At 56.2% G+C, this 25,383-nt stretch carries 20 protein-coding genes and 1 tRNA gene; 12 read left to right on the plus strand and 9 right to left on the minus strand.

The window, feature by feature from the left end:
- Positions 1 to 207 precede the first annotated feature (207 nt).
- From drt3b to WC811_RS14035, 5 genes are all read right to left on the minus strand, one after another.
- The gene (gene drt3b, locus WC811_RS14015; RefSeq protein WP_372645599.1) at positions 208 to 2,268 is read right to left on the minus strand and encodes an antiviral reverse transcriptase Drt3b; all 2,061 of its coding nucleotides are present in this window, start codon (positions 2,266 to 2,268) and stop codon (positions 208 to 210) included.
- A complete protein-coding gene (gene drt3a / locus WC811_RS14020) occupies positions 2,261 to 3,604 on the minus strand; it encodes an antiviral reverse transcriptase Drt3a (RefSeq protein ID WP_372645601.1) in 1,344 nt (447 codons plus the stop codon). The genes drt3b and drt3a overlap by 8 nt, the downstream gene beginning before the upstream one ends.
- 183 nt (positions 3,605 to 3,787) lie before the next feature.
- Positions 3,788 to 4,921, minus strand: a complete 1,134-nt coding sequence (locus WC811_RS14025) for a hypothetical protein (RefSeq protein ID WP_372645603.1) — start codon at positions 4,919 to 4,921, stop codon at positions 3,788 to 3,790.
- Positions 4,922 to 5,131: 210 nt separating this feature from the next.
- The gene (locus WC811_RS14030; RefSeq protein ID WP_372645605.1) at positions 5,132 to 6,268 is read right to left on the minus strand and encodes a beta family protein; all 1,137 of its coding nucleotides are present in this window, start codon (positions 6,266 to 6,268) and stop codon (positions 5,132 to 5,134) included.
- Positions 6,265 to 7,566 carry an ImmA/IrrE family metallo-endopeptidase gene (locus WC811_RS14035; protein ID WP_372645607.1) on the minus strand — a complete coding sequence of 434 codons (1,302 nt, stop codon included), beginning with the start codon at positions 7,564 to 7,566 and terminating at the stop codon, positions 6,265 to 6,267. The genes WC811_RS14030 and WC811_RS14035 overlap by 4 nt, the downstream gene beginning before the upstream one ends.
- A 193-nt stretch (positions 7,567 to 7,759) precedes the next feature.
- Here WC811_RS14035 and WC811_RS14040 point away from each other — a divergent pair, with 193 nt between their 5' ends.
- Together WC811_RS14040 and WC811_RS14045 are read left to right on the plus strand one after the other, a co-directional pair.
- Positions 7,760 to 8,176, plus strand: coding sequence for a DUF6088 family protein (locus WC811_RS14040; RefSeq protein ID WP_372645609.1), 417 nt, complete (start codon positions 7,760 to 7,762; stop codon positions 8,174 to 8,176).
- Positions 8,166 to 9,095 (plus strand): nucleotidyl transferase AbiEii/AbiGii toxin family protein, encoded by a 930-nt coding sequence (locus WC811_RS14045; protein WP_372645611.1) that lies wholly within the window; start codon positions 8,166 to 8,168, stop codon positions 9,093 to 9,095. The genes WC811_RS14040 and WC811_RS14045 overlap by 11 nt, the downstream gene beginning before the upstream one ends.
- Before the next feature lie 12 nt (positions 9,096 to 9,107).
- On the opposite strand, the gene WC811_RS14050 is transcribed toward WC811_RS14045, so the two are convergent.
- Entirely contained in the window at positions 9,108 to 13,991 is a 4,884-nt protein-coding gene (locus WC811_RS14050) for a DEAD/DEAH box helicase (RefSeq protein WP_372645613.1), read from the minus strand.
- A gap of 507 nt (positions 13,992 to 14,498) precedes the next feature.
- Here WC811_RS14050 and WC811_RS14055 point away from each other — a divergent pair.
- The 8 genes from WC811_RS14055 (at position 14,499) to WC811_RS14090 (ending at position 21,270) form a co-directional block, all read left to right on the plus strand.
- Positions 14,499 to 15,020, plus strand: coding sequence for a hypothetical protein (locus WC811_RS14055; RefSeq protein WP_372645615.1), 522 nt, complete (start codon positions 14,499 to 14,501; stop codon positions 15,018 to 15,020).
- A 151-nt stretch (positions 15,021 to 15,171) separates the two neighbouring features.
- Complete coding sequence (locus tag WC811_RS14060) at positions 15,172 to 15,720, plus strand: hypothetical protein (RefSeq protein WP_372645617.1); 549 nt, start codon at positions 15,172 to 15,174, stop codon at positions 15,718 to 15,720.
- A gap of 152 nt (positions 15,721 to 15,872) precedes the next feature.
- Positions 15,873 to 16,100 (plus strand): hypothetical protein, encoded by a 228-nt coding sequence (locus tag WC811_RS14065; protein WP_372645619.1) that lies wholly within the window; start codon positions 15,873 to 15,875, stop codon positions 16,098 to 16,100.
- Entirely contained in the window at positions 16,091 to 16,288 is a 198-nt protein-coding gene (locus WC811_RS14070) for a hypothetical protein (protein ID WP_372645621.1), read from the plus strand. The genes WC811_RS14065 and WC811_RS14070 overlap by 10 nt, the downstream gene beginning before the upstream one ends.
- Before the next feature lie 378 nt (positions 16,289 to 16,666).
- A complete protein-coding gene (locus tag WC811_RS14075; protein WP_372645623.1) occupies positions 16,667 to 18,208 on the plus strand; it encodes a tyrosine-type recombinase/integrase in 1,542 nt (513 codons plus the stop codon).
- Positions 18,205 to 19,299 (plus strand): tyrosine-type recombinase/integrase, encoded by a 1,095-nt coding sequence (locus WC811_RS14080; RefSeq protein WP_372645625.1) that lies wholly within the window; start codon positions 18,205 to 18,207, stop codon positions 19,297 to 19,299. Before WC811_RS14075 ends, WC811_RS14080 begins: the two co-directional genes overlap by 4 nt.
- A 98-nt stretch (positions 19,300 to 19,397) precedes the next feature.
- Positions 19,398 to 19,622, plus strand: coding sequence for a hypothetical protein (locus WC811_RS14085; RefSeq protein ID WP_372645627.1), 225 nt, complete (start codon positions 19,398 to 19,400; stop codon positions 19,620 to 19,622).
- 25 nt (positions 19,623 to 19,647) lie between these two features.
- Positions 19,648 to 21,270 (plus strand): recombinase family protein, encoded by a 1,623-nt coding sequence (locus tag WC811_RS14090; RefSeq protein ID WP_372645793.1) that lies wholly within the window; start codon positions 19,648 to 19,650, stop codon positions 21,268 to 21,270.
- On the opposite strand, the gene WC811_RS14095 is transcribed toward WC811_RS14090, so the two are convergent.
- From WC811_RS14095 to WC811_RS14105, 3 genes are all read right to left on the minus strand, one after another.
- Positions 21,226 to 21,302 (minus strand) — tRNA-Arg (locus WC811_RS14095). The genes WC811_RS14090 and WC811_RS14095 overlap by 45 nt on opposite strands.
- A 148-nt stretch (positions 21,303 to 21,450) precedes the next feature.
- The gene (locus tag WC811_RS14100; protein WP_372645629.1) at positions 21,451 to 22,965 is read right to left on the minus strand and encodes a sensor histidine kinase; all 1,515 of its coding nucleotides are present in this window, start codon (positions 22,963 to 22,965) and stop codon (positions 21,451 to 21,453) included.
- A gap of 30 nt (positions 22,966 to 22,995) precedes the next feature.
- Positions 22,996 to 24,450, minus strand: coding sequence for an NAD(P)/FAD-dependent oxidoreductase (locus WC811_RS14105; RefSeq protein WP_372645631.1), 1,455 nt, complete (start codon positions 24,448 to 24,450; stop codon positions 22,996 to 22,998).
- A 333-nt stretch (positions 24,451 to 24,783) separates the two neighbouring features.
- Between WC811_RS14105 and rpmH the strand changes: the two genes are divergently transcribed.
- Together rpmH and rnpA are read left to right on the plus strand one after the other, a co-directional pair.
- Positions 24,784 to 24,918, plus strand: coding sequence for a 50S ribosomal protein L34 (rpmH, locus tag WC811_RS14110; protein ID WP_372645633.1), 135 nt, complete (start codon positions 24,784 to 24,786; stop codon positions 24,916 to 24,918).
- A 77-nt stretch (positions 24,919 to 24,995) separates the two neighbouring features.
- Positions 24,996 to 25,382 carry a ribonuclease P protein component gene (rnpA, locus tag WC811_RS14115; RefSeq protein ID WP_372645795.1) on the plus strand — a complete coding sequence of 129 codons (387 nt, stop codon included), beginning with the start codon at positions 24,996 to 24,998 and terminating at the stop codon, positions 25,380 to 25,382.
- The last annotated feature ends 1 nt before the right edge of the window (position 25,383 follow it).

Genomic DNA, 25,383 nt, shown 5'->3' on the forward strand with positions numbered 1-25,383 from the left:
GGATGTCGCTGATCGTCGGCTGCGTCTAAAAATTACAGATGGATGCAGATTATGATCATCCGCAATCCTGCTCTGGCTTTCGTTAGAGAAGAAAAGACGGCCCGCTCCTACCGTCTGCTTTCCAAGCCCCCATTGAATCTAGGAACTCGAGATGGCGCTTGTGTGTGGGCTGCCAACAGCCATTAAGGGTAGAGCGGCGCGCCAACATCAATATACTTCCCGGCTGCGCTTTGCGTCCAGCTCTTTGCCCAAGTCGAACTTATCGCCCCAAGCGGTGAACCACTGCTGGTTGGACGCCTGGAAGCGCGCCAGTGCAGCTGCATCCAACCCAAATATCTGGCCTATTGCCGATTTAGTTGCCGGACTAATATACGGACAAACGGTAAGATCGAATAGAAGAAACAGACTTTCAGCGTCGCTGGGACAGTGTGCCTTTGTGAATTTCAGTTTGTCTAATATGTGCTCTTCGATGAAGTTGCGTAGCCTGTTATAACGCTTCTTTTCTTTCATGTAGGCAAGAAGAACTGTCAATGAGAAGTGATTTAGAAATTGCGCCCTTTCGTAGTTACCCTCGCGTTCCTTAATCGAAAAATACTTTACAAGGGTTGATTCAGGCAACCAGTAGGCCTTGCCTATTTGTGAAAGTGAAACGAGGAGATAAAGATTCTCGACTTCTCTATCTCGATCGATAACGTTCTTGTCAATTTGCTGAATTACGTTGTCATGCAAATATTTGAAAATCTGATGTTTGAATTCGGCTGCGAAGCGATTCTGATTTAAGAATTGAATTGCGGTTGATGTCATTCTACACAATCGTATGGTGTGGTTTACCTTTGGGCTTGCGGAGTAGCAAAAAAAGCCAAATTCTATGATTGCAAGAAGAGCGCTCAGCAACCTTTTGTCGTCCCGCGTGGTTTTGTTTGCTTCCAAATAACATTTGAGAAGATGTTCGACTTTATTCTCCAAAATTGAAAAGGTGTAATTCAAAAGATCGCTATATTGCACCACGCTATCTTTGATTATGGTCTTGTATCTTATTATCAACCTGTTTGAATTTATTGGGCACATTAAGTGAATGATGTCGTTTTGGCCTTCATTTTCCGCGACCTCGCAACGGGGCTCAATCTCTTCATTCAGGAGCGTTGATATTCGCTCTTTCGCGATAGTGATTTCAGTTATTATGGGTTTTTCATAATTCTTTATTTTGGCTGAGTTGATGCTCAGTTTGTAGTTTTTCAGAATTATTTGCAGCGTTTCTATTATTTTAAGTTTTGAAGACTGCTCATTATAGAAAACAAAAAAATCATCCACATAGCGAAATATTTCATAGTCAATTTTGTGCTGTAGACTGGCATCGCGGAATAGCTTTTCGCGTAAATCGACGTCGACCGCCTGAAGAATTATCTCTGCGAAGATGCGGGAAAATTCGGGGCCAATCACTATGCCATTCGTTTCCTGATGGTTTAGAGATTGTACTAATCTATCGAATTGACCAGCGAAGGTTCCTCTGCTTTCGCCAAGGTGAAACTTCGTTTGAGCCTTCCCCAGAACTGCCCATGCGATTGAATGAGTGTAAATACTGTCAAAGCACTTGCTAATATCGATTTGGACCATCGCGGAATATTTTTTTTCACACCGGTGATATTTGTAGGATTCAAAAAAACGATGTATATTTCGATATTTGTGATAAACGAAATATGATCCCAGCTGTTCGTACTCTTTCTCTTCTTCCTCGATGCCTTCTGAAGCTCTGTCGAGTCGCTGTTCGTGGAGGTTGTCGTTGAAATAGGCAAAACGAGATACTGAGACTGGCCGACGAATAGAAAATTCGCCCAGTGAAGAATAGTAGGTAATTAGGGAACTACAGCTAGCGTAGAAATTTGCGATTTGAATTTGGTTGCGGGGGTGTACGACGCTTAGCGTTCTGCCATCAAGGTTGTGTGCGACGCGAAAATTAAACGGTATCGTGTCGAGCTTACAGAATCTTAGTTTTACGGCTCGTCGTGTGTATGTTCCGCCCCATTCCTTAAAAGTCTTGATGTCAGGAACTATTGTCCGGTCGAAGCCAAAGAGTAGCGCCATAGTCGTGTCGAGGTCGTCAGAATTAGATCTCCAGCAGACGCAGCCATCTTCTATTTCTACTTTGTTGATACGCAAAAACCGATAGAAGCCACGATTAGTGAATGTTGGTGGCACTTCAAAAGGTAGCATGTCCGTCAAAACGGATCGTTGTTTTCGATGAGTAAGTGAAACTCGGCGTCTAGCCATGCTGCCAAGCCTCCACAATCATTTTCAGTTCTTTTGTACTGAAATGATGGAAGCGTCTCTCTTCGAATCCCTTTTTAAATCTGTAAGGCTTCAGCCGCTTTTTAAGGCGGCCCGATTTCAGATCGCCAAGTCGTCTGGTGAGGATTTTATCGAGCAAAACAAAGGAACTAATCTCGTTGGCGGCGGAGTTGCTGTAATAAATGCCCGTCACTGCGGAGGCTTTGCTATTCACGAGTCGGGTATTGCCGGTTAGGAATTTTATGCGCGCGACTAAATCCCTAAAGGAGCGACGCGGCCTTAGGTGACGCAGCTTAGCGTAATGATCGAACGCTGCGTTTAGTCTCATTTTGTATTTCCGAATTTTTTTTGAGCTTGGAGAAATTTCTAATTTCTGACCTTTCAAAAAACGATAGCCGAGATATTCGAATTTAATGGCGCCCGGGTTGCTAAAATCAAAACTTGTAGTTTTTCTTGCATTGCATCTGAGAGAGTATTGCGCAAAAATATCCGAGATGCTTCTCTCATAAGATACCGGTATAAGACCCACAGGGGGCCTTGCAAAAATTGCAACTATGTCGTCCACATAACGGCAATATAAAACTATTCCCGGAATCCTTTTTATATCGCGATCAACGTGCCTAATATAGAATTCTGCCAGATATGCGCTGATGCCTACCCCTCGGGGAATACCAGTAGGAGTTCCCGCCAATTTTCCGTAAGCATCGAGTACTTGTCGAAGGTATTTTTTGGACGATGCGCTTAGCAGTTGATCTGTTTCAAGCTGATCTACGAGAGCCTTACGATCAATGCTTTCGTAAAAGTCCGCTATGTCGGTCCGGACTAGTTCGTAAGGATAATTTCCGGAAATCGTATCACGAACTCTGCTCACCTGATCGTGTCGATTGGATTGCTTGACGCCATATAGCTTATGAAGGTTGCTTTGAAGCTGTTTGATTGCGAAAAACGTCTCAGCAGAGCCGTCAATAACATAGACGGTTTTACCGTTAGGGCCGAGCTTCGACTTGAGATCAATCTTGAAATTTGGCGCGATTACATTTGCACTCACTTTCTCGAGCTCTTCGTCAATGGCCGCTGATTTGTTAGACTTCAAGGCCTTTAATTGTGCTCTTAGGGAATCCACGCTTATCTGAAACAATTCAACGGGAAGAGAATCTTTCGAGGCTCGAAGTTCTCTAAGTTCCCGTGCCTTGTCTTTGACGGCGAGCGTATATCGCTCGAGGTCGGGGAAAAAGCGGGTAGCTAAATCGTTACCCTTCCTATTTTCTAAATCGAAAATGTGCCGAAAGTTTTCGGCTGTGAACATTTGATCTAACAAGCTGCCCCCACAACTTATCGAGCCGGATTACTTTCGATTTTTGCGACGGCGGTGCGCAAATGGCAATATGCATTTGTTTATTTTGTGTGCAGGTCACCGATCGCAGTCAAAACAATCGCTGCCGTCTCGTAGGGCTTCGCGCGCAATTGGATAGCGGTCGGACTGCTAGCCCAGCGAGTAGTTCTATACTTCAAAAAGCTCAGAGATATATGCCTCGTCGGCGGGCCACTCAGGATCGAACTGCGTGTCGTGCGATCCGTGCTCCACTGAGAGACCATTGAAGCCGACGGTGGCAGCTAGGAAACATCGGCGGATCTGTTCGGCCAGAGCGCTGTGGTGCATGCCGAGGGAGACAACGACATGGTAATAGGCGCATGCCTTAGAGTCGCACCAGATCGAGGTGAGGCGGAGCCGAACGTCGGCCGGCATGGCGTCAACGACGGCCTTCATCGTCTCGAACTCGTGCGCGACGGAATAGCGGCTCTGCAATGACACGCCGCGATGGTCGAGCGTGTCATAAGGAACCTTGGGGCCGGCTTCTTGCCGATCGATATCAGATTGCTGCTGGAAGAGAGCCGATTGTTCCGGGGTCATCTGCACGGATTTGATCTCCGATTCTTTCTGTACGTTCCAGCCGCGTGCTCTACGTATAATCTCCGCGCGCAGTTCCTCGTTGTCGGGGGCGTGCAGATAAGTTGTCTCGCTTTTCATGTTCAGGATTCCGGCAGCCGTGAGAGCCGTGATTGCTTCGCTGAAACGCGGGTGCGCGGCGAGCTTTGGTAGGATCGCTGCAGGCGCACCATCGAAAATCGCCGTGATCGTCACCGGATCAAATTTGGGCGTGAAACCGAGCTGACGCTCGATGTCGAGCAGCATCCCTGAGACGATCTGGAGGCGCATTTTCTGATCCTTGCCCGATCCTGGACGTAGCAGCGGGGTTGTAGACCGATGCACGATTTCCAAGTTTGCAAGGTAGGGCAACGTATCGCGTATCCAGCACTTGGTGCGGGCTTCATCGGCTTCCTCGGATGCGAATTCATCGCGGAGGTAGGCCCGGACAGGCAGGTGGCACGGCTCTGGGAGATTGCGGATCAACGCGCCCCAATAGTCATAAGGAAGATGGGTGTCGGGACGCCGATCGATCCGGCACGCCAAGTCGTGCCAATCGCTGTAGTCACCGGCACGCGCAACTGCCGCCTGGCACTTCCCCAAGGGAAAGGCGAGCCCGCTTCTCCCAAGAATGGTCTTGAGCTGCTTGGCGCACTTCTTGGCACCGTCAAGCGTCGAGTACATGATCGCATCCTTCATCCCGGCCATGAAAGACGCGCTGCTCGTCTCATAGCGGCCGGATAAAGTTGCGGTCACATGAGATGAAGGGGAGAATTCGTTGGATCAATGATCCTTCGCCAGGGCAGCGGCCACGCCGACGATGGCGGCGTCGGAACAGAGGCTATTCGATTCCGGTCCTGGAAAGCAAGACTGAAGAGGCAGCGCCCCAGGGTATGCGATTTTCGCGCTGGCTGGCCGCTAGAGAAGTTCAGCCTGGACAGGTTCAGGTTCAACCCTGCGCTCGGCAAAATGCAGGCCTTTCACGCCGCTCATGTCGCGGACGACGCGGGTGATGTGATGCGTGGTATTCACCTCACGCCAGATGGTGGAGTTACCCGGGCGGCCGCCGGTACGCGCGGTGCGGAAAATGAAGTTGTCCGCCGCGGAGAAGGCCCGGCCTGCAAAATGCCCGCTCTCCACGATCCGCCGGGAAACTTCGCGCATGACGGCGGTGTCCGTTCCCGTCTCGGCGCCGCGCACGACAAACCAGTGAGTAGGTGTCGTGTATCGGTAGTGACGGATTGCGCGACCGCCACCATTGCCGAAGACCATCATCGCGCAATCGGCTGCATAGTCGCCGAACCATAGATGGTCCGACGTATCGGCACGGAAGCGCACCGCTCGCCGCCAGGCTATCCATTCGTTGCGCGGCACCATGTCCTCACCGCCATGCTCGGCCGGATTGACCTCGGGATAGTTGGTGCCTTGGGCGACAATGGCGTGCCAGCTCGCAGCCCCCTCAAGATCGTGCAGGGCACCCTCAATGACGCCGCTCACGACGTCCGGTTGCGAGAAGTCCATATCGGTGAAATCGATCAGGGCGGCGATAGTGCCGGCTGGCACGCCAATGCGGTCGATGGCGCGTTTGATCCGGTCGGTTGCGGCACGCGGATCAACCAGATCGGCGGCAAAGATCCGCAAGCCGAGCGACAGCGGTCCTGCCGCCAGAGAATCCTTAAAGGCCTGCAACCGCCCGCTTTCGATATCCCCGATGGTGGCGACAGGCACGGCGTCAACGCGCGCATTGCGTGCAAGCTCGAACGCCTTCGGGAGCCAGAGGCCAGCCTTTTCTCCATAATCCTGAAAGAGGAACCCGACATCGAGAAGGGCGCGGCGGCCTCCCCAGTATTTGGCGAGAACGATGCCGGCACCCGGCACACCCTCGGTATCCATAAGAACCCCCTGTAGCTCGCAGTCGCGTTCCGCAGGGGGCGGAATGATGAGATGGGGTAGGACGTGATCTTTGATGTTGTCGTCGAGCCGGGCAAGGCCCTGCAGCTCTCCGGTTTTCATGCGGAGGGTGGGCACATAGAACGGCTTGCGGTAGGGCGTCATTGATCACCTTTCTTCTGCTGGCTCAGAAGCTGCCGGTGCACGGCACCCCGACCTATTTTGCTGGAGAAGATGGAGTAGTCATCTCGTTCTTTGCGGATGCGGCCAAACACGATGGCGGGGTGAATGCCAAGCTGCTTGGCAAAGGCCTCGATTGGCGCTGCGGTCTTGGCAATGCGGGCAGGAGAGCGTTTCCAAAGCTCCTCGGGAATTAGAAGATTCGCCGCAAAAAGATTGGCCTCTTCCTCAAGTTCATCGACTGGCGGAGCCGTGAAGCTGTCGAAGAAGCCGGTTGCCAAGCCCGTTCGGTAGTGCAGTATGATGTGCGCCACTTCGTGCAGAAGCGTGAACCAGAAATTGTCCAGGGTGTCCCGAAGCAGCGAGAGCGCAACGACGGGCACGTCACCGACCAGAAACGACGCGCCATCGACCTTCATCCCGGTGATATGGGGTTCAATGATAAGGACGATGCCGTGCTGCTTGAGGAGATCCGCGGCCCTCGAGGGTCCGTTTTCGGCGGCGCTGAGGCGAATGAGGTCGAGCAGCCAGGAGACCTCAAGTGGCCGATAGTTGACGGTTTCCTTGGCAATGACCTTTTCGGCAAGGCGGGTAACTTGCGCCTTCCATGAAAGAAGCACCCAATCTTCGGAATGATCGACAACGTTGAGTCCGGTGCGCAGAAGGGAGGGCGCCCCGTGCTTGACGACATGCTCGGCCATATGGCGTTTGAGCTGATCCAGGCCGTCCTCGTCGGAGGTTTGCTCGAAGTCCGCAAACCAACGATTTTCCCGCGCGTGCTTTAGAACCTTGCGCGCCTCGGCCGACGAGATGTCTTTTGCGAGGGCCCAACCGTCGCGGACACCTTCGGCGTAGTGGATGCGCCATTCAACGCCGAGAACGCTTGCGAATTTCAGGTAGTTCATAAGACTGATGCCGCGGTATTTCTCGGCTTCATAGCGTTGCACTGCTTGTTCGCGAAGGCCAAGTTTGCGAGCCAGCTCCTTTTGCGTCAGGCCGCGGGCAAGACGCGCGACGATCAGCGCTGCGCCGGGATCATGTCCGGCATTCTTGCGCATCAGATCTATGTCGCCGTCTTTCGCGCGCTCATAAGCGTCAAGCAGGTTTTGAAGTTCTCGGCGCTCCGTGGTCAGTGATTTACGCACGCCGCTAACAACCTCGGTCGGAAGGCCCTTTACGATCGCGTTGAGGGACTGCTCAGAAGAAAGCGCGTGGTCGATGTCAGCCAGCATCGTGACTGCGTCGCGCGCCTGGTTGTCCGAGGCGATAAGTGAGCGAATCATCATGTCTTGATAGTACACAACAAATATGTTGTGCTGAAGAGCTTATGTTGTCTCAAGTTTGATCCAGGGGCAACGCGCAAGCCATTGATATATAAATTGATATATAAACAATGCAATGAAATATAAGGTATTATCGTTGAATAGTGTCGGGTTTCTGCCTATGTTGAATGTCGGGTTTTTGCAGGTGAGTGCTATGCCGCGTCGGAAGACATTGAAGGAAAGGATCGAGGATCGTATCGCCCGCCGGGCCGGGGATACGGTGTTCTTGACGCGCGAGTTCGCACCTCTTGGTGGCGAAGATCAGGTTCTGCGCGCACTGCGCAAGCTGGTAGCGGATGGCCGTTTGGTGCGGCTCGGTTATGGCGTCTATGGCCGGGCGATCAAATCGCGGTTGTCGGGCAGTCCCATGCTTTACAGTCCAAGCGGCTTTCATGGTGCCGCCCGCGAAGCGCTGGACAAGCTCGGCGTCAAATGGGAACCGACCGAGGCAGAGCGAGCCTACAACGAAGGGCGTTCGACACAGGTACCGGTCAATCCGGTTGTGCGAGTAAAAGGCCGCTTCAGTCGGCACCTCCGCTACGGAAACGCGGAGCTTGTGCTTGAACGATAGGCCTACGCTGCAAGATCTTCTGGAAGTTCAGCAGCACTTCGGTCTGCCAAGCCCGGCGCTTGTCGAAAAGGATTGGCATGTCGTGAAGGCGCTTGCCGCGATTGTTGCCGCGGACACGAAGCCGTTTAGGCTCGTGTTTGGCGGCGGCACCGCGCTCTGCAGGGCATATGGCCTTATCAAACGCATGTCTGAAGATATCGACCTGCGGATCGTGGCAGAGGCGAAGCCGTCCCGCGGACAACTGCGGGCATTGCGCGAGACGGTCACCCAAGCGCTTCTCGCTACGGGGTTTCAATTCGATCCAAAGAACGAGGCACATCGCCAGACGATGTACGAAGGCCACTACACTATCTACCGCTTGCCATACGCGCCGGCCGCGGAAGGGAGAGGAGCGCTGCGGCCGGAAATTCAGATCGAGACTGCGTTATTTCCGCTACGGCGCCCGGCGATCAAGTGCGCAGTGTCTTCCTTTGTGGCTGAGGCGACCAAGCAAAAGCCCGAAGTCGCTGAGGTCGAGTGCGCATCTGTTGCGGAAACCGCCGCCGAGAAATTCGTGGCGCTGACGCGTCGAGCGGGCGCTGAGCTGGCCGGCTTGCGCGCCAAGCGCGATGAAACGCTCGTCCGTCATATCTACGATCTGCATGCCATCCATGAGCACTATGATCCGGCAGACGTTTGTGCGCTGGCGCGGGAAATCATGGCCGCCGATGCGGAACTCCGCGGCGACAAGTTTCCTGCTTATCAGAATGATCCCGTCGTGGAGACGATCAAGGCAGTTGATGGGATCATAGCCGATGCTGAGTACGCAGCGAGCTATACCGCCTTTCGGCGCGACATGATCTACGGCGGCAGCCCGGAGTTCGCAGAAGCGGTTGAAACACTCAGAATGCTTGTCAATGACCTGAAAAAGACCGGCTAAACCGCAGGATGCTCAGCCTTCAAGGATATCGAGGTTGGGTAGGCCGCGAACGATCTTCATCGTTTCCAGGCTGACGGTGATGACGCGCAAGAACAGTTCCAGGGGGTATTTGGGATTCTTCATCGTCTCGACCGCCCAATCATTGGCGTCGTTGATGATATCGCTGTCCTTGTCAGTCTTTACGCACTGCCGCTCAACCACCCAATCCAATGCAGGCCTGCCGTTGACGACATAGTCGTAGGCCTCCAGCGGGATGCCGGTGACGGTGATCTTGTCGTTGTAGTGAAGGGTGGTGCGGTCTTTGTCCTTGCCATAGCGCATTTTCTCGACGCGGTAGTCGCCCGGCTTCCCGCCGCCCGCGACTTTGGCGTCGCCATAGATAGGCGCGTTCTCATAATTGATGTGAAGCTCGGCCAGCGCACGTCCAGCGTTGCTGAACGCCCAGAAATCAGCGGCAGTCTTGATGCGTGGGATGCGTGGCAGTTCCTTGCCCAGGTTGTCGGCGAAGCGCACGCGGTAGTCCTCGGAATGCAGAAGGCCGTAGACGTAATAAAACAAATCTTCCTTGCTAATTATGTCCTCAGGATAGGCTTCTTTAAAGTGTGTTAGCCCCTCATCTGTGATGGCATCGCGGCGCTGTGGCTTCCCGCTCGATCCGAAGAGATCGCTGCCATCACTTTTTTCGTGTGGCATCTCGTAGAGGTACAGCGGAAAGCATTGCGTCCCGCCGTCGGTCTGCAACTCAACGACGCGATCGACCATAAGTGCCAACTGGCCGCTACCGTTCCATCGCTGCTTGACCATGATGGCTCTGTTCTCGGTCGTAGGCGTAGGAAAGAGCTTAGGGAGTTGGTAGATTGTGTTGTTGAAACGCCTGTTAAAATACAGCCACTGCTTGTCGAAGGGTCTATAGAGTGCGGGGACTATCGAGCTTTCGTCGAACGTCACCTTGCGGCCGCGCTTAACTCCCTGGACCTCTGATCGATCCCAATTGATGCGCGTCGGATCGCGATCAATAAAGTCCTTGGCCTCCAACGAAGGAGAGGTTTTGTTCTCGTGTGCGAACCGATCAACTTCTGAATTGTAGAAGTCGATACTCGCTTTCACGTTTTGTACTACAGTGCGGCGGGATTTGTTAAAACACCAGGCATCGCGGTTCGTCTTTACACCGCTTGAGTAGTTCGAGAACAAGGCGATTGGGGCGGCCGCTTCCTTGTCGCCAATCGGAATGAACTCGTCGAAACAGCTGTCGCGTTGTTTCAGCCAATCTCCGTGGGAGTCCGGCTGGATCGCGATCCAGCGGTCAGCCTCCTCAATTCCGTTGATACTGCCAAGCGCAACAACCTGAGCCAGCTTTTGTTCGCGCGTCAGGTAGTCACCAATGTCACAGAACCGTATTCTTCCAGCATGATGCGATGCCGGATTTTTCACGAGAAGCGTGATCGCTATGGGCGCGCGACTTCCGGCACCAAAAATATTTCCGGCTTCCTTCTGGCGGCTCTCGCCTGACGTCCGCGCGTTACCTCGCAAGTGGAAAACGTAGATGTTAGTGAATTCGTCTGCGAGAGTTCGCCTCAGTCCATCAGTCGCGTTGCCGTCGATCCATCCGGCGTTAGTCACGAACCCAAGCACACCTGCCTTGCCTATACGGTCGCTCGCCCAGCGGATCGCCCGAATGTAGCTATCATAGAGTGAGTTCTTTAGCGTTGCATTAGAGCGTGCGGCATAGGTGGCGCGGATGCGGGCATCAAGTGTGGGATACTCAATATTCTGGTTGTTGTCGTTCGCGTCGTCTTGGCCTTTGGAGTACGGCGGATTTCCCATGATGACACGGATGTCGAGCTTCTTCTGCCGCTTTCGGCGCTTGCTATTATCCACGAGGATGGCGTCGATCAGGTCTTCCTTCTCATACATCTGGAAGGTGTCGGTGAGGCAAATGCCCTCGAACGGCTTATACGCGCCGCCGATAATGCCGTGATAGGCGGCCTCGATGTTAATGGCGGCGATGTAATACGCCAGCAGGACGATCTCGTTGGCGTGCAGTTCGGTTGCGTACTTTTTCTTGATCTCTGCCTGGGTCATGAGGCCGGACTGCAAAAGCCGCGTAATGAAGGTCCCCGTGCCGGTGAAAGGATCGATAATGTGAACGCCTTCGCTTCCCAACGTCTGGCCGAATTCGGATTTGAGCACGTCATTGACGCTGCGGACTATAAAGTCCACCACTTCGACGGGCGTGTACACGATGCCCAGGCGCTCGGTCATTCTTGGGAAGGCGTTGCGGAAGAACTTGTCGTAAAGTTCCACCACGATTTTCTGCTTGCCCTGCGCGCTTTCGATGCCAGAGGCGCGAATTTTCACGCTGTCGTAGAACCGCTGAAGCGTATCGGCTTCCTTGTCGAGATGGTGTTCCTGCAGTAGGTCCAGCACGCCTTGCATCGCTTGCGACATGGGGTTGTGGCTCGCAAAACTGTAATCGCTGAACAGCGCCTCGAAGACGGGTTTTGTGATCAGGTGCTGGGCGAGCATTTCGACGACGTCTTCGTCGCTAATGCTGGGATTTAGATCGTCGCGCAATTCCTCTGCGAATTTGTCGAAGGCTTCGCGCTCGGCCGTGTTTTTTGGATTTTCGATGATGCCGGTGATCCGGTCGATGTGTGTCTGGGCAATCTTGGCGATGTCGCCTGCCCACTCTTCCCAGTGAAGCCGGTTGCCGCATTTCTGCACGACCTTGGCGTAGATGGCGCGTTCTACTTCGCCGATCTCGAACTGCAGTTTGCCCTGTGCGTCTGGCCCTCCCTTCGTCGGTGCCGGAGCTCCGATGCCGAAGGTGTTCTTGCCATCAGTGCTGCTGCTTCCTGACTTGCTTTGCTTGCGCTGGATCTTATCGGTGACCGCTATGACTTCCATTTTGCTGGTGTCCTTGCCGATCAGGTCCAGCTTGTTGATCATCGCATCAAAGCGGTCGTCATGAGAACGTAGCGCCTGAAGAACCTGCCAGACCACGCGGTACACCTGGTTGTTGCCAAGTGCTTCATGCGGTTCCATCCCCACAGGAATGACGACAGGAAGCACGACATATCCGCGTGTCTTGCCCGGCGCGTTGCGCATGACACGGCCGACGGACTGCACCACATCGACCTGTGAATTGCGCGGAGTCAGGAACAGCACCGCATCAAGTGCCGGAACGTCCACGCCTTCGGAAAGACAGCGGACGTTGCTGAGAATGCGACATGTGTCTTCGCCAGGATCGGCCTTGAGCCAGGCAAGCTGCGTTTCTTTCTCGCTGGCATTCATGCTGCCATCGACGTGCGCGGCTTCGCATTTGAGGCGCATGCTGGGCTCAATTTCGACCCCGGCCTCCAGCTCCGCCTTCTGGTAGGCTTCGACGACGGATTGGAACATTCCGGCGATGTTCTTGGAGCTGACCTTGTGGGTCTTGGCGCCCTTCTGGATTTCGATCACTTGGCAGAAGGCGACAGCGCGACGCATGGCGGCCGTGTCACCTTCCAGAGGTGTCAGGTTCTGCTTTGAAAGGGCCTTCCAACAGCCAATGATCTTGGCGGCGTCGTCAACCTTGATCTGGTTGTTGCCGTCTTTCAGGAGTTCCTGCAGCCGCCGGCTGACATGCTCTTCCTGAACCGCCAGCACGATCACTTTATAATCGACGAGCAGGCCACGCTGCACAGCGTCGGAGAACGTCAGGACGTGAAGCTCTTTGCCGAAGAGGGATTCATCATCCATCGAGCATAAAGCGACATTGTCTTTTTCGGCGGTTGCCTTGGCCGCATCGCCGTATATGCGCGGCGTGGCCGTCATGTAGATCCGCTTGGTGCCCCGAATGGTCTTTTCATCGTGGACCATGACGAAGGCGCTCTCGTCCTCGTCCTCGAACGTCGCCCCTGTCGTGCGGTGCGCCTCGTCGCAGATGATCAGATCGAAATCGGCAAGCTTGTGCTTCCTCTGAGCCTCGCTGATTGTCGCGATGGAGTGGTAGGTGCTGAAGACGACGGACATGCTTTTATCGTCGCTGCGGGCGTTGACCTCCCTGGCGAGATCCTTGGCATTGGTTGTTGCCGGATAGCGCAGCTCGTGAACCAAGGTTTCGACGGTATCGTCGGTCTTGTCGCGCTTTTTGCCGATGTCGGTGTCGGAGCAGACTGCAAAGCAGTGCAGCGGGACGGCCGCTTCCTGCGACCATTCGGTCAGAGTCTGCGACAGCAGATTGAGGCTTGGCACCAGGAACAGAACCCGGCCGCCAGCGCCTGCCATCTTCTCGGCGATCGTGAGGCTGGTGAAGGTTTTACCCGTGCCGCAGGCCATGATCAGCTTGCCGCGGTCCGCGGCGGCTAATCCGTTCACGACAGCTTTCAACGCTCTGGTCTGGTGCTCGCGCAGCTCCTTCTTTGATTTCAGGACCGGCTTGGCTTTTGGTGCGTATTTCGACCAGTCGATCTGACTTTCTTCCAGCGCGGTAAGATCGATCTTGTGAACGGGCGGCTGCTGGTCGGTCAGCGCCGCTTCCGCATGTTCGCTCCAGTGGTCGGTCGTGCTGACGATGACGCGTTGGGTGAAGGGCTTCTTGCCGGAGGCTGTGAAGAAGCTGTCGATGTCCGCCTTCTGCAGCCGGTAGCCAGGATCGAAGAGTTTGCATTGGATCGCATGATATTCACCTGTGCCGTGCGTCTGGGCGACAAGGTCGATGCCGGCGTCACGCCCGTCGAAGCTTTGGGTGCGCGCCCAATCGGCGTAGGGCCAAACCGTCTCATAGAGATCCCGGTAGCGCGGCTCATTCCGGAGGTAGCAGGCAATCAGCTCCTCGAAGTAGGTGCCTTTTTCCCGTTCGGTTTTGGCGGCCCCGCGGTATCGTGAGAGAAGCCCTTCAAGCGCAGTATGCATTCGTAATCCCCCGGCACTCCCACAGCAGCTTGGCTGCGCCGTCTTTTCGTTGATGAGTATGTGTGAGGCTTTCTAAGCCCGGAGGCTTACGTTTAGCAGCCGAGCCGGGCGATCGCATCGCCGATCAGAGCTTGGACGCAAGGTGCTGGCATGACAACGATTCTCAGCAAATTGCTAACAGGGGGAAGTCTAAGCGTGCTACATGCCATGCTGGCTCATCGTGTCCTGCCCTGGAGTTACGATGAGCAGCAAATTCTCTCATGCGCAATCAGATCAAGCTTGCCAGCAGGTTCTAACGTTGACACACGCCGAAGGTCGGATTCGTCATGACCGAGCTATCCGATAATCGATTTTCAAACCCCTCATATCTATACTATTCGTAATTATGAAAAGGCTCCAGTGAACGAGCTTTAGATTCTTAATTATATATGTTATTTCAATTGCTTATGACTGTGTCTATCGTACGATTCTTTGCCTCAACCAACTTCCTTAGTGAGGCACGCGCGTATGAAGAAAAAGCCCTGGCTGCAGCTCGATAAGTTCTACAATGATCTTGTCGGCGATGAATTCCTGATGAAGGCTAGGTACTTCCGGAAGGTTCAGGTCGAAACGCCGGAGCAGTTCGAATCGATTGCTAAGTACTGTGACGTTGACCGACGTACAGCATTTTATTGGGCAGAGATCGGCCGAGTTTTCGGCGAGTTAAATGTTGATGAAAAGCGCCTCAGCGCGGTCGGATGGACCAAGGCGCAGATCATCGCGAAGTACATCAATCAAGACAACTGCGAGGAACTTATGACGCTCGCAGAAGCGAGTTCGGCCCATGACCTTGCACTGCTGATGCGCGGCGAGATGCCGGTTAAAGGCACGCGAGTGGTCACTTTGTACTTGAGGCCGCGACAATACAAAATTTTCTCGCAGGCGATCTTGGCGCACGGTGGCAGCAAGAACGGAAACGGTCTCGCGGGCAAGGAGGCGGCACTTACTTCGGCCCTGTCGAAGTTGGGCTATGGAATGTCGATGAAGTAAAGGTGTTCGCAATCGACGGCGCGGCACCATGATGATAGCCGATTGAGCAGGAAAGCCGACATCGGCCCCAGGAGACGCAGATTGCTTCTGGCAACAATCATTTAACGCTGTAAGCTGATGATGCCCCTATGGCCAAACTCGGGGCATCGTCGTGGCGCGGAAGTCAGGAAGTGAGATACCGGCGGGTCACTTCGATCCGTTATCGCCGGACGAAGAGCTTGTCGCGGCAATCTGCGAGAACGCCCCCCAGGAGGCGGCTCAGAAGCTGCGAGAGTTGGACAGCCTCGGCCGATATGCCCTGGACGCTCTAGCCGACATGCTTGACGGGGGAACCGCCGCGAGTTCCCGTCAACTGGACCGCCTGCCCGTCGCCCTGAAGATTATCGCCGCGCGAGGTCGGGGCCGCCCTTCGAAGGGCGTTGTGCGAAGCGTAGTTTCCCGGCCAAGTCGCCAGCGCAAGACGTTGGCCAAATCGCCGGGGTGGGAATACATGATGGCGCTGCGGGTCCAACGATTCATTGATGCAGGCTACACCCGGACACGGGCAATCGAAGAGGCGAGGCAATCCGCGCATTTTGCCGTTGAGGGTCAGAAAAAGCGCGTGCCGCCGTCGGCCTCCGCCGTCGAGAAAGCTTACGATCGCTATCGCAGGAAGCTGCGTACCGAGAAGTCCAGACGGATGCGGCGCGTCCTCAAATAATGCCAGCAATATAATGAAGTAGCCCGCCATTCTGCGGTGGCCTTAAGCCGATGGAGCTGCGACCAATTCCGGTCGCAGTGATCCAATCGAGCTGCCAGGTGAAAGCGCCAAGCAAATCGAGGGCTATAAAGGCTGAGACGCCGGACGGCGTCGTGGCCATTGACCTGCCGGAGCGCCTTCCTGTGGCGTCGGAAGAGGTCGCCATTCTCCGCGCCTTTCTGGCGCAGGAGATCGACGCGATCCTTTTTCCCGCATCGGAGGCCAGTTCTGTCCAGGCCTCGAACGCTTCCGCTTCAGTAAATCATCAGACAGCAGATCATTTATCGGCCGCCGTCGCAAAAGACGGATCGGCTTCTGCAGGAGCACAACCATGTCGATAAAAAAGACGTCGAGCCCGGAGGATTTCGAAGCGCTGTGGACCGTCAAAGAGATCGCGGCACACGGCAAGGTTTGCACAAAGACGATACGTCGGTGGCTCGTCGAACTCGATGTGCCGACCGTTCGTATCGGTCGGCAAATTCGAGTCCGCGCATCTCATGTTACGCTGCTGTTCAAGAAAAAGTGGTGAGGCGGATGTCTCTTCGCTTCCGCATCTTGCCGCCTCTGTCCACCCGATCGTGAAAACGCTTCGTGTCTAACCCGCGAATTTAATCGCCATACGTTCTCACGAATTTCCCAATGTTTCCACGAGTGTCCACGAAGGTCCCCCATGTACCACACGAAAGCTAGAGCGGAAAAAAATTGTGAGGCCGCTCCGCTCTTCACTTTAGCGAAGCTGATCGATCTGATAGCCGCGGACGCCTCGATCTCGGAGAAGCGGCGGGCAGAGTTATGTTCCGGTGTGCGATCGCTCGCACGAGCGATAGGCTTGCAGCTCGAGAGCACCCCTGCTGATCCGCGGCTTATCGCCGACCGGCTGCGCGACCTGACTCCTGCGGGGGCCGGAATGAGCAAGGGCCGGCTTCAGAACTGCCGATCGTATATGGACGCGGCGCTGGCCTATGCTGATAAGCGCTTCCGCCGCCGACAAGTGCGTCGCTGGCTTGCACCCCATCTCAAAGCTTACCTCGATCTGATCCCAGATCGGTGGAAGCGAATGAAGCTGCGTCCGTTCATGCACTTTCTTGACGAGAATTCAATCTCACCAGACGCCGTGGACGACGAAACCTTCCAAGCTTTCGGCACAAGCCTTGAAAACAGCCTCGTCAAGAACGTTCGAACGCGGGATCGCGAGACGCGAACGATATGGAACGCGCTGGTTGCTACGCTACCGGAGCGGCAATGCCGGCAGGTAACAGTGACGCTCAACACGGACCATTACGTCCTGCCTGAGAATGCATTCCCCGTGAGTCTCTGGGCGGATTGCGGTGCCTACATCGCGTCCCGCGCAGTGAAGGCCGGAGTTGAACTCGACGACATTTTGACTGAGGAGGAGTTGTTTGGTGAAAATACGCCGCGTGCGCTATCAATTCGCCCGTCGACCGCTAGATTGATCCGCTATCGTGTCCGACAATTCGCAACCGCCCTCGTTTTGTCGGAGGTCATGAAGCCTGATGCGGTGACTACTTTGAAAGTTCTGGTCGACATCAAGACCGTTGGCGCTGGATTAAACTTTTTCATAAAGCGCGCAGGCGGCAACCGCCGAAACTCTCAGATCCGTGGCATGGCGTACGACCTTCTGATGATCGCCAGACTCTGGGTCAGGAGCCCCGAGGTCGATCTGAAGAAGCTCGAGGAGATCGCCGTCAAGGTGCGTCCGGAGCATCAAGGATTGCCCGAAAAGGTTCGGCGGAAGCTCGCTCCGTTTCGAGAGATCGAAAATGTCCGAGCCTTTCTGGCGTTGCCCGACCGCATTGTTAAAGACGCTCTGCGCGACAAAGCCATCGATCGAGCGACGGCCAACCGCGTGGCGACGGCGCTGTGGATCAAGATCGCGCAGCGTGCGCCGCTGCGCATCTCCAATCTACTATCGACCAGCCTGAACACCAATCTGCTCCGCTCGCACACCGGGAAGGATGCCAAGGTCGCGCTGTTCTATCCGCCGGAGCAGGTTAAGAACGCCAAGACATTGGAAATACCTTTACCGGCGAGTACGATCAAGCTGCTCGATCTTTATTTGACGACCTATCGCCCCGCACTGATTGATACACCATGCGATTGGCTTTTCCCGGCGCTGGACTGCGGTCAGAAGCGCTCCGCAGTAATGTCGGACAACATTCAGAAGTTGATGCGGGAATACTTGGGCTTCGCCATTAACCCACATACGTTCAGACACCTCGCAGCCAAACTTTATCTGACCGCTCATCCGGGCCGCTACGAAGACGTGCAGCTTCTGCTCGGTCATCGCTCGCGCGAAACCACCGTCAGCTTCTACGTCGATCTGGAAGCCGAGGAGGCGTTCCGGCACTTCGATGCTGTGCTGCTCGGGCTCGAAGACGCCGGCACGCTGCGGTCCAAGGACAAGGACGGTGCTGGGAAGGCGAAATGACGGGTCAGAATGTATTTGATGGACGTGCTCTGCCGATTTCCGCTTGGCCCGCGGCCGACCGTCGCTCCTGGATAGATGCTCAGTCGGAAGATGACGACCTTCTTGCCGAACACAAACCCGCCGCTCACCTTCGTCCTAGCTCGAAGGAGCTCTACGCACGAAACTATGGCATTTGGCTCGCATGGCTAAAGAGCGAAGGGCTCCTGGATGAGGATCAGCAGCCCGAAGAGCGCGTGACCCCAGCACGGCTTACAGACTATCTGCGTGCCGAACGAGGGCTTGGTAACGGTGCTCGGACGCTCGAAAATCATGCTGTCAGCATCAGCCGAATGTTCGAGTTGCTTGCCCCGGACGAGGACTGGAGCTGGACGCAGCCGATGATCCGCAAACTGAAGAGCACAGTGAAATCCGTCAAGAATCACTCGGACCTGCCCTCAATCCGGGAGCTGTTCGAGGTCGGCTTGGCAATCATGCTGAAGGCTTCTGAGCCCGAATACGGATCTTTGAAGCAGCATGCGATTTGGTTCCGCAACGGTCTCGCCATCGCCCTGCTCGCCGCGCGCTCATTGATGCGCCGGAACAACCTCGCCACGATCGAGATTGGCCGAAACCTCGTGAAGGAAGGATCGAGCTACGCCTTGCACTTTTCCAGCGATGACATGAAAGGCAGGACGCGTCGCGGCGGACCGGTTCCGGACGCGCTAACCCCATTCATTGATCGCTACATCGAGATCTACCGGTCGCGCCTTCTTCTCGGCAAGTCCGACGCACACACCATCCTCTTCATTTCCGGCATGGGTAATCCAATTACTCCGCACAACCTGTCGGACGAGATCGGTAAGATCACCTTCGCCGTGTTCGGTCGGCGCGTAACGGCCCATGAATTTCGTCATGCCACCGGAAGTTCAATTGCGAAGGAAGACCCGGATCACGTCGGGATCGTCCCTTCGATGCTTGGTCATACTGATTATCGCACGTCGGAAGGCTATTATATCGTTGCGGACGAGATGGCGGCGTTCAATCGTCTCGACAAAGCCCTTGACCGATTAATGCGCGATGGCTTTCCCGAGGACTCTGGAGACGCCGAATAATCGCGACGCTGACAGTTTAAAAATCGGGCAGATAGAATTTCGGCGACCGGATGCTGGCGACGGTGCTTATAGATATTATTGAAGGGTAGGAGGCGGGCATGTCGAAAATGGAGCACTTAAATTTAGAAGATATCGAAGAGGCGCAAATTTGTGTCCATCAACGCCAGCTGCTTTTTAGGGTACGCCAGTTTCTTCTGGAGCACAGTGCTGGCGAGGAGCTGCTTGAAGCCGTCGATCAAGCAATGGAGGATAACGAGCAGTGGGGCGTTCCCGAAGTAGAAGAGGCCATTCTCGACGGGCGAATTAAGGGTGGCAGCGCATGATCATACAGATCGTATCCGGTGAACGATGACGACGGCCGCAATCTACGTCCGAGTATCGACCAGCAGGCAGGCCGAACGGGACCTGTCGTTGCCCGACCAGGTTGCCCAATGTCGCGCTTACTGCGAGCAACGGGGTTGGCAGGTAGCCGAGGTCTTCTGCGAGCCAGGTGCTTCGGCTCTTGATGACGATCGGCCGATGTTCCAGGAGATGATCTACAAGGCGACGCGGATCGCACGACCCTACGAATATGTCGTGGTTCATTCGTTGAGCCGCTTTTCTCGTGATTCGCTGCACTCGGAACTTTACGTCCGCCAGCTACGCAAAGCGGGAGTCGAACTCATCTCGATCACCCAGGACATCGGTCAAGATGCGAGTGGTGAGTTCATCCGGAAGGTCCTTAACGTTTTCGACGAGCACCAGTCACGTGAGAACGCCAAGCACGTCCATCGCGCTATGCTCGAAAACGCCCGGCAGGGTTTTTGGAACGGCTCACATCCGCCCTTCGGTTATGCTGCCGAAATACGGGAGCGTCGAGGCACCAAGGACAAGAAGGTGCTGGTTCTGCGGGAAGACGAGGCGGCTCTTGTGCGGCAGATTTTCAATCTTGCTGCTGGAACGGAAGGACGGCCGCTGGGCGTCAAGGCTATAGCGACCCAATTCAATGAGCGCGGCGTCACGCGCCGCGGTCGCCGTTTCTCGACCGGTAGCATCCACGAAATTCTAACATCGTCGACCTACTGCGGGCGGCACTTTTTCAACCGTACTGACAGCCGCAATGGTCGCTCGCGGCCCCCGTCGCAATGGATAGAGGTTCAAGTTCCGGCGATCGTCGACGAACCGACGTTCAATGCAGTGCAGGCCCTTCTGCAAAGCAGAAACCCGAAGCGGGTTGCTCCCCGTGTTGTCAACAGCCCGACGCTCCTCGCAGGCGTCGTGCGATGCGGCTACTGCGGCGCAGCCTTGATCCAGAATACCGGCAAGGGCGGCCTGTATCGTTACTACGCGTGCTCCCGGAAACTAAAGGAGGGCACGACGGCGTGCCGAGGGCTGCGCATGCCGATGGACCGGCTGGACCAGATTGTCATCGATGAGGTGAGTGCTCGCGTCCTCCATCCTGACCGGTTGGGGGATCTGCTGAAGACCTATCTGAAGTCGGCGAACAGCAGATCGGTGGAGGCCAAACAGCAGCTCGGCAAGCTTCGCCAGAGCCACAAGGATGCCGAAGCCGGTATTGTCCGGCTGCTGACGCTCGTCGAGCAGGGCGTGATGGAGGCCGAGGACGCAAGTCTGAAAGCGCGCCTAGTCGGCCTGAAGGTTCGGCGTGACGAACTCGCGGCCGAGATGACCGGCCTGCAGAAGCGCATTGCAGGCGGCGAGCCGACTATTACGCCGGACAAGATCGCGGCCTTCGCAGACCTCTTGCGCGACAAACTCCGAAACGGACCGCCCGACCTCAGACAGGCTTATGTCCGGCTCGTCATGGGCTTAGTGACCGTTAAGGACAAGGAAATCAGTATCTCTGGATCGAAGGCGATCCTGGCGCGGGCCGCAACCGACGGCCTCAACAAAGCAGCGCCCGGAGTTCTCTCTTTTGTTCCAGAGTGGCGCGCCGGGAAGGATTCGAACCCACGACCCCCAGATTCGTAGTCTGGTGCTCTATCCAACTGAGCTACCGGCGCTTTTTTCGTTGCGTTGGGGCTGGAAGCCCTTCCGGCGGCGTGGCCGGGCGACGAAGCCCCCCTCTCTAGTGGGTCGCGCCGCGGAGCGCAAGACCCCTCGATCACGCCAATAGAGGACGTCTCGCCGCGCTTGGGTCTTAGTGCGCGGTCAACCGACGGCGCGGTCCGGCAGTTCGATGCGGAAGCACGCGCCGTTCTTGCTGTCGACGAGCGTCAGGGTGCCGCCATGGGCCTGAACAAGCTCGGCGGCGATGACGAGGCCAAGGCCGGTGCCGCCCTTCTTCGTCGATGCCTGGAATGCCTTGAAAAGGTTTTCGCGCGCCTTCTTCGGGACGCCTGCGCCGTTGTCCATGACGTCGATGACCACCTTGCGGCCTTCGCGATGGGCTGCGACGCGAACCTCGCCGTCCGTCTTGCCGTCGATGCTCTCGATTGCCTGCGCGGCATTGCGGATAAGATTGCTGAGGGCGCGAAACAAGTGCTCGTGATCGGCGTCAATCAGCAACGCAGGCTCGATGTCGGCGATGAAGGCCACGGAACCTTCGCGCGGCAATCCTTGACTGTCTGCGATCTCCTCGACCAACGGCCTTAGCGGCATTACTTCGCGTCGGGGCGCAGCTTCCGAAACGCCGCCGAACTGCAAAGACGAGTTGCAGAACTGGATAGCGCGGTCGAGCGACGCAATCAGCTTCGGCACGAAGCGTTGGACGGTCGGATCGGGGATAGCGACGATACGATCGGAAATAAGCTGCGCGTTTGCCAGCATGTTTCGCAGGTCGTGATTGATCTTGGAGACGGCCATGCCGAGTTGCGCGAGGCGGTTTTTTTGCACGAGCAAACTCGAAAGCTGTCGCTGCATGCTCGCAAGCTCGCGTTCGGCGACGCCGACTTCATCGCGGCGCCCGGTATCGGGCATGATGCGGCTTTGATCCTCAGGATTTTCCGCGAAGTGCAGCATGTTGGTGGTGATCTGCGTCAGCGGCTTCACGAACAGTCGGCTCAGCGCCAGATAGACAACGACGGCCGTCAGCAGCGAGAGGATGATCGACAGCCAGAGGATGTTCATTCCGTAGCGGATCATCGCCGCCTTCAACGGTGCTTCGGGAATGACGATCTCGATCAAGCTGTTGTTATCTGGGCCGCTGTGTCCGATGACGCGGATGGTTCGATTGCTCGAAAGAAGAGTCGTCACTGCGTCCTTCGCCTGCTCGATCCGTGTCGACATACTTTGCCAAAACGTCTCAGGTTCGGGCGGCAGGTAGTAGACGTAGTCAATCGAGAGATCGCCTTCTGGCGGAAATACGAGACGTCTTTCGCCGGCGCTGCGCGATGCGATTGCTTTCACTTGGGCGGTTCTGAGAAGTTCTGCTCGAAGCGCCGACGGAATTTGTCCGCCTGGAAATGCGTCGGAGGTCAGCGCCGCGAGCTGGGCCCCCGTCAGCCGTTCCTGCAGCCAGGTCACGCGGTAGCTTGCAATCGACGGTAAGAAGATCAGGGCTTCCGCGACGAGGACGAAGATCGCCGTCAGTATGATGAGCTTGGATGGGAGGCCGCGGCTTTCCCAAAAGCGCGCAACGGCACGCCAAGGCGCCATCACGAACGAAGCCGTTCCCTTGGCATTCTCTCTATTTTTATCGTTGTTGTTGAAAATTGCGCGCTGCACCGGATTCAGCATCTCCATCCCCGGAGATCATTAACCGAGCTTCGCGAGCAACGCGATCACTTTGCGGAGAAAGGGGTTACTCGGCATTGTTGCAAAGTAACGAATTGCGGCCCTTTTGTTAATCTCGGAGTACGTCGGATAGGGCGAAATCCATTCGGTCATCGCCTTGATGTTGAGGCGCTGGGATATGGCCAGAGACCATATCTGGATGATCTCGCCCGCGTCGGCGCCGACGATGGCTGCGCCGAGAATCTGGCCACGCTTCGTCGTGATGACCTTCACATGACCTTCCGTCTTGTGCTCGATCTGGGCGCGGTCGTTCTCATGATAGGGCCAGCGCAGAACATTGATGCGGCCGTGCTCGGTGCGCGCTTCGGCTTCGCTGAGGCCGACGGATGCGAGCGCCGGTTCGGTGAACATGACGCGCGGGGCGGCGCGCCCTTTGGGCTTGGCGGACATGCGAAACAGAGACCGGCGCAGGACGACATCGGCGTGCTCACCGGCGATATGGGCATAACGTGGTCCGCCGATTGCGTCGCCAATGGCGAAGACGCGCTTGTTGGTCGTCTTCAGGCCGCTGTTAACTTTGATGGCATTCCCGACGATTTTAACGCCGGCAGCATTGAGGCCGAGGTCGGAGATGTTGGCCTTGCGTCCGGCGGCGAGGAGGAGTGCCGTCCCCTCGATCAGCTCGGTCTCGCCGCCAGCTTCGATCTCGACGATGATCTTCCCGACCGTCCCCGAGATACGCTTGATCGGGGTTCCTTCGCGGAAGGCGATGCCCTCTGCCGCAAGCTGTGTCAGCAACACGACGGCGAGTTCAGAATCTTCGTCGCCGAGGGCATGGGCCGAATCGACAACGGTCACGCGGGAACCGAGGCGGCGGTGCGCCTGAGCCAGTTCGATGCCCGTTGTTCCGGCGCCAACGACAATGAGGTGTGGGATTAGGCTGCTAGTGTCGAAGATCGTTTCGTTCGTGAAATAAGGGATGTCCGCGAGGCCGGGGATCGCCGGGATGATGGGCGATGATCCGGTCGCGATCACGAACCGGCGCGCCGAGATCCGGTAGTCGCCGGCGGCGACGGTGGTCGGGTTTATGAATCTCGCGGCTGCCGAAATCACGCGGATCCCCATGCCGCCGAATCGTTCGACGGTCACGTTCGGAGCGATGCGGGCGATGACGTCGGTGACGTATTGATTGATCGTCGCGTGGTCGAGCAGCGGTTCGACGCCCCGGATGCCGAAGGTCGAAGCCGTCCGCATATCCTGGGCGCGCCTTGCGGCGGCGAGGAGGGCGTTCGCCGGAATGCTTCCGTAATTCAAGCCGTCGCCGCCCATCTTGTGCTTTTCGATGAGGACGACGCGCTGGCCAAAGGCTGCTGCCGTGGTCGCGAGTGCGATGCCGCCGGCTCCGGCGCCAATGATGCAGAAGTCGGTTTCGACAGTTTGCGTCTCGGAGGCCATGTCGACGGTGTCTTTGGGCATGAAAAGATCCAGAAATCGCGAGCCGGTTGGGAACAGCTTAATACCACGCATCGACTTTTCATGCCGGAGATCGCGCCCTATCCCCTGCCGGAAGCGGGTAAAAGCTCGATTGGACGCCATTTCGACGAGCGCAGGAGCGCTATGCTCGCGTTGACTTGGCTGCAAGGCCCCACTATAAGGGCCGGAATTCCGGAGAATGCGAAATCGGCTGGGGTGTTTGCCCAGGCGGTTGTCTATTTGTAAGTCTCGGGAAAATAATAGCAATTTAGCTGCTCAGTTCGCTACGGATACCGATGCGGACGGCGGCCTTGAGAGACTTGGACGGAGACTTCCGTGAAGCGCACATATCAACCGAGCCGCCTTGTTCGCAAGCGCCGCCACGGATTTCGTAAACGTATGCTGACGACTGGCGGTCAGAGGGTTCTGGCGCGCCGTCGCGCGAAGGGCCGCAAGCGCCTTTCGGCCTAGTCGGGCGGCCTGGTCGAGTCTGGCGCCTAGGCCCCGCTGTCCGCGTTGTTGCGGCTCTGGAGGCTGTCATTCCTATTCTGCCAACGCTCAAGGCGCGATCCGAGTTTCTCGCTGTTCGCGGCGGCCGACGGCAATCCACGCCGGCCTTCCTGATCGAGATGCGCGAACGGCCTGACGCTTCGACCGCCAAAATGGCTCGTGGCGGCGACGGGCCGCGCTTTGGCTTTACAATCACAAAGAAAATCGGGAATGCCGTCACGCGGAATCGTATCCGGCGGCGGCTCAAAGCGGCGTTTGCCGCTCAAACCAAAGATGCGAAGCTTGGGCCGCGCGACTATGTGATTGTCGCGCGGCACGCGGCGCTCGACCGGCCGTTTGATCTTCTTCTCGGCGACGTTAACCGGGCAATCGGCGCATTACACGGCGCCAAGCCGGTCCGCGCCGAGAGAAAAGGTTCAGCGTGAC

Origin of the sequence: Hyphomicrobium sp., from assembly GCF_041659645.1 — a bacterium.
Lineage (GTDB): Bacteria > Pseudomonadota > Alphaproteobacteria > Rhizobiales > Hyphomicrobiaceae > Hyphomicrobium_B.